4 protein-coding genes, 4 tRNA genes and 1 riboswitch are annotated in these 3,243 nt (G+C 33.9%); of the genes, 1 reads left to right on the forward strand and 7 read right to left on the reverse strand.

Going from position 1 to position 3,243, the window contains the following annotated elements:
• Together AC2LE6_RS07610 and AC2LE6_RS07615 are read right to left on the reverse strand one after the other, a co-directional pair.
• The coding region (locus AC2LE6_RS07610) for an IMP dehydrogenase (protein WP_484478670.1) at positions 1–383 on the reverse strand (383 nt) is incomplete at its 3' end.
• 76 nt (positions 384–459) lie between these two features.
• Positions 460–559: riboswitch (purine riboswitch) on the reverse strand.
• Positions 560–604: 45 nt separating this feature from the next.
• Positions 605–2,026, reverse strand: coding sequence for a sodium/glutamate symporter family protein (locus AC2LE6_RS07615; protein ID WP_484478671.1), 1,422 nt, complete (start codon positions 2,024–2,026; stop codon positions 605–607).
• A 227-nt stretch (positions 2,027–2,253) separates the two neighbouring features.
• On the opposite strand from AC2LE6_RS07615, the gene AC2LE6_RS07620 reads away from it, so the two are divergent.
• Positions 2,254–2,445, forward strand: coding sequence for a hypothetical protein (locus AC2LE6_RS07620; RefSeq protein WP_484478672.1), 192 nt, complete (start codon positions 2,254–2,256; stop codon positions 2,443–2,445).
• A gap of 28 nt (positions 2,446–2,473) precedes the next feature.
• Here the strand turns inward: AC2LE6_RS07620 and AC2LE6_RS07625 are convergent, their stop codons facing one another.
• From AC2LE6_RS07625 to AC2LE6_RS07645, 5 genes are all read right to left on the reverse strand, one after another.
• Positions 2,474–2,797, reverse strand: coding sequence for a zinc ribbon domain-containing protein (locus AC2LE6_RS07625; protein ID WP_484478673.1), 324 nt, complete (start codon positions 2,795–2,797; stop codon positions 2,474–2,476).
• A 62-nt stretch (positions 2,798–2,859) separates the two neighbouring features.
• Positions 2,860–2,935: transfer RNA gene (locus AC2LE6_RS07630), tRNA-Phe, on the reverse strand.
• Between the two features lie 3 nt (positions 2,936–2,938).
• Positions 2,939–3,014 (reverse strand) — tRNA-Asp (locus tag AC2LE6_RS07635).
• A gap of 1 nt (position 3,015) precedes the next feature.
• A tRNA-Met gene (locus AC2LE6_RS07640) sits at positions 3,016–3,092 on the reverse strand.
• 59 nt (positions 3,093–3,151) lie between these two features.
• Positions 3,152–3,242: transfer RNA gene (locus AC2LE6_RS07645), tRNA-Ser, on the reverse strand.
• Between the last annotated feature and the right edge of the window lies 1 nt (position 3,243).

Consider the following 3,243-nt stretch of genomic DNA (forward strand, 5'->3'; position numbering starts at 1 on the left):
ACAACAGGTAATCCTGATATCTTATATTTAGATAAAATATCTTCCGCTTCTGCTAGAGTGTTTTCTTTTTGCAATGTTATTGGATGTGTAATCATTCCCGATTCACTTCTTTTAACATAGTCTACTTGCTTAGCTTGATCTAGAACTGACATGTTCTTATGTATGAATCCAAGTCCACCTTGTCTAGCTAACGCAATAGCTAACCTTGCCTCTGTCACAGTATCCATTGCTGCAGATACTATTGGAATGTTAAGTGTAATATTCTTAGTAAGTTTCGTTTCTAATGATACTTCATTAGGTAATACTTGTGATGATTGTGGTACAAGTAACACATCATCAAATGTTAATCCTTCTTGTGCGAGTTTTCCGTTTAAATTAGACATATTATATCCTCCTAATGTACTAAAAAATGGGCTCCCTAATGTATATAAGAATACGTAAGGAAGCCCATAAATAAGCATACTTATGGCATCTTCGCGTAGTCCTAAATTTACGGTCTAGGGTAGAGACTTGCTTTCCATATCAAAGCGGTTATACGTGATTGATGACTCATTATAACAAATAAATTTTCAGAATACAATAGATGAAAACGTATTTTTATTTTTTATTTTTTTCGGTTAATAAATAGTAAAATACCTAGTAAAACTACGAAGTATCCTCCAAGGATAATGAATGCCAAAGCATTGTTAAATCCATTATCATTTACAACTGCTAATGTCGGTAACATTAACACAGCGAACAATGGTAACGCCATTGATATTGCAGTACCAGATCCTATAACCATTTCTTCAGCAACAGGTGTTTCTAACTTAGGATCAACACCTTTTAATAATGCCATACCTGTTGATACAGTTCCCGTTAACATTCCGAAGAATCCTAAGAAGTAATGTACAAAGAACTCTTCTCCATAAACTCTTTTGATAATCCACTTTAAGAAGAAGAACGTAGCCGCTCCACCTATAACAGCCATAACAAGAACTAATAAAGCATAAGCCTTAATGGCACTTATTGTAATTGTTAATACAGCAGCTGTAATCATGAAGTTAAATGCAACACTACTTATGTTTGATAAGATGTAGTTATTTGTAACAAAATTCACATTCTTACCTCTTGCTTCAAACCACGAAAGTACTTTTTTGAACAGTAATGCATACACAATACCTAGCAAGAAATTAAATCCATGGAATACTCCAGCAAATGTAGCTCCAAGACCCTCTCCTACAAATACAACATTCTCTAATAACACTAACGTTCCAAAGACTGCAGCGTATATTACAAAGATAATAACTATTTGAGAAGTTAATGCATCAAATAGTCTTACTTCTTTAATTGTTTCAAATTCAAAAGTCTCTTTGATTGTTGGTTTCTCATCATGATACTTATCAACATTCAATTTAAGTTTTCTAGCATAATAATTCAATGCTACAACACCAATTGTTCCACCTATAATAAATCCAATTGAAGCTATAGTTGCACCAAGTGCAGCACCACTACCAAATAAATCAAATCCCATTATAGGTAACGCTGCTTGTAAGTCCCCGTTAATTGAATAATTGTTTCCTATTGTCGTTGCAAGCCCTGGTCCTTGTCCGAAGCCAAGTGGTAACAACATACCTGCACCTGGGAATATTTGTGTGAATAAAAAGAACACAATTGATAACCCAATCAAAGCTTGTAATAAATAAGATAGAACAATGATCATACCAGATGACCAAACTTTCTTATTCGTTTTATTACTAGTTCTTTTCAGAGATAATGCGATAAATCCAATTGCGATTGAATGATATACAATCTTGAAAATAGCAGGGGTGCTTCCATCAGCCTCACGACCAATTGGAATAATTCCGTTCTCTAGGATAAACCCTTCTGATAGTAATAACCCTATTACCCCAGCAAGTAATGCTGTAGGGATAATTACTTTGTTTAAAAATGGTAATTTCTCTTTTAAAATCTTTCCGATAAATAATAGTAAACCGATGTAAATAAAATAGTTGATGTCACTCCAGTGTTCAATAAAATCTAACATATAAAATCCTCCTAAAATTATAAAAACGAGCTCAGTTAAATAATATACATTTGTATACTCCTTAGCAGCTCGTTCCTTTGAAATCCCAATAACTAATTTGATTATATCATATATCATTAAATTATTATAATTTGATATTCAAACAAGACTCACTATTTACATTTAGTTTATCTTAATTATAATCTGTGATACTATAAAAGTAACTAAAACAGATAGGAGAACAAATTATGGCAAGCGATAGTAAGTTTTTTAACTGTTCTGAAAAACATGAGATTGAGTACTTAGCAAAGAAATTTGCTGAACCAAAAGATGAAGTAATTGCTAAAATAAAAGAGTTATGTAAAAACAACACAATAAAATACTCAACTCATAAAGAAGCAGAACAAGCTTTAATCAACTCAGGGTTAACAAAAAAATAAAACAAGGAGATTATTCCTTGTTTTTATTTTAAGTCCAAGTTTGATTACTAAATGCTAAAATTAAAATTAAAAATACAATAACTCCGAAAATAATTAAAAAAGTTTGAATACCTATTTTCCAATCGTCATTCGTTAATTCAGAGATTACAATAGCCCTTTTGATTCCGCATTGAACACAATACTCCTCATCATCACTTAACTTTTTATTACATTTATGGCAATGTATATCTTGTACTAATTCTGATCCACACTTCTTACAATATATTGCATCATGAGTATTCTCGGTCTTACATTTTTTACACTTCATCTCACCATCTCCTATATATATTGTATCACAAAAATAAAGTGTCATATCGTCCTACATCTTAAAAACAAAAAAAGTCCTAAATTAGGACTTTTAATTTACCATATAAATGGTGGCTCCTCTCGGAATTGAACCAAGGACACATGGATTTTCAATCCATTGCTCTACCAACTGAGCTAAGGAGCCAAATGGCGGTCCAGACGGGGATTGAACCCGCGATCTTCGGTGTGACAGACCGACATGTTAACCGCTACACCACTGGACCATGGTTGCGGGAGAAGGATTTGAACCAACGACCTCAAGGTTATGAGCCTTGCGAGCTACCAGACTGCTCCATCCCGCGATGAATAGTGTACTTATATACACTTAGGTTTTGTTGCGTCACTACTTTGAAAATTATAATGGCGGAGGAAGAGGGATTCGAACCCCCGCGCGGTCACCCGCCTGCTGGTTTTCAAGACCAGTCCCTTCAGCCGGACTTGGGTATTCCTCCG

The organism is Candidatus Izemoplasma sp. (assembly GCF_982632705.1).

Excerpts from the sequence above, each read along its gene's own strand:
- AC2LE6_RS07615 (WP_484478671.1), bottom strand. The coding sequence starts at position 2,026 with ATGTTAGATTTTATTGAACACTGGAGTGACATCAACTATTTTATTTAC.
- AC2LE6_RS07620 (WP_484478672.1), top strand. The coding sequence starts at position 2,254 with ATGGCAAGCGATAGTAAGTTTTTTAACTGTTCTGAAAAACATGAGATT.
- AC2LE6_RS07625 (WP_484478673.1), bottom strand. The coding sequence starts at position 2,797 with ATGACACTTTATTTTTGTGATACAATATATATAGGAGATGGTGAGATG.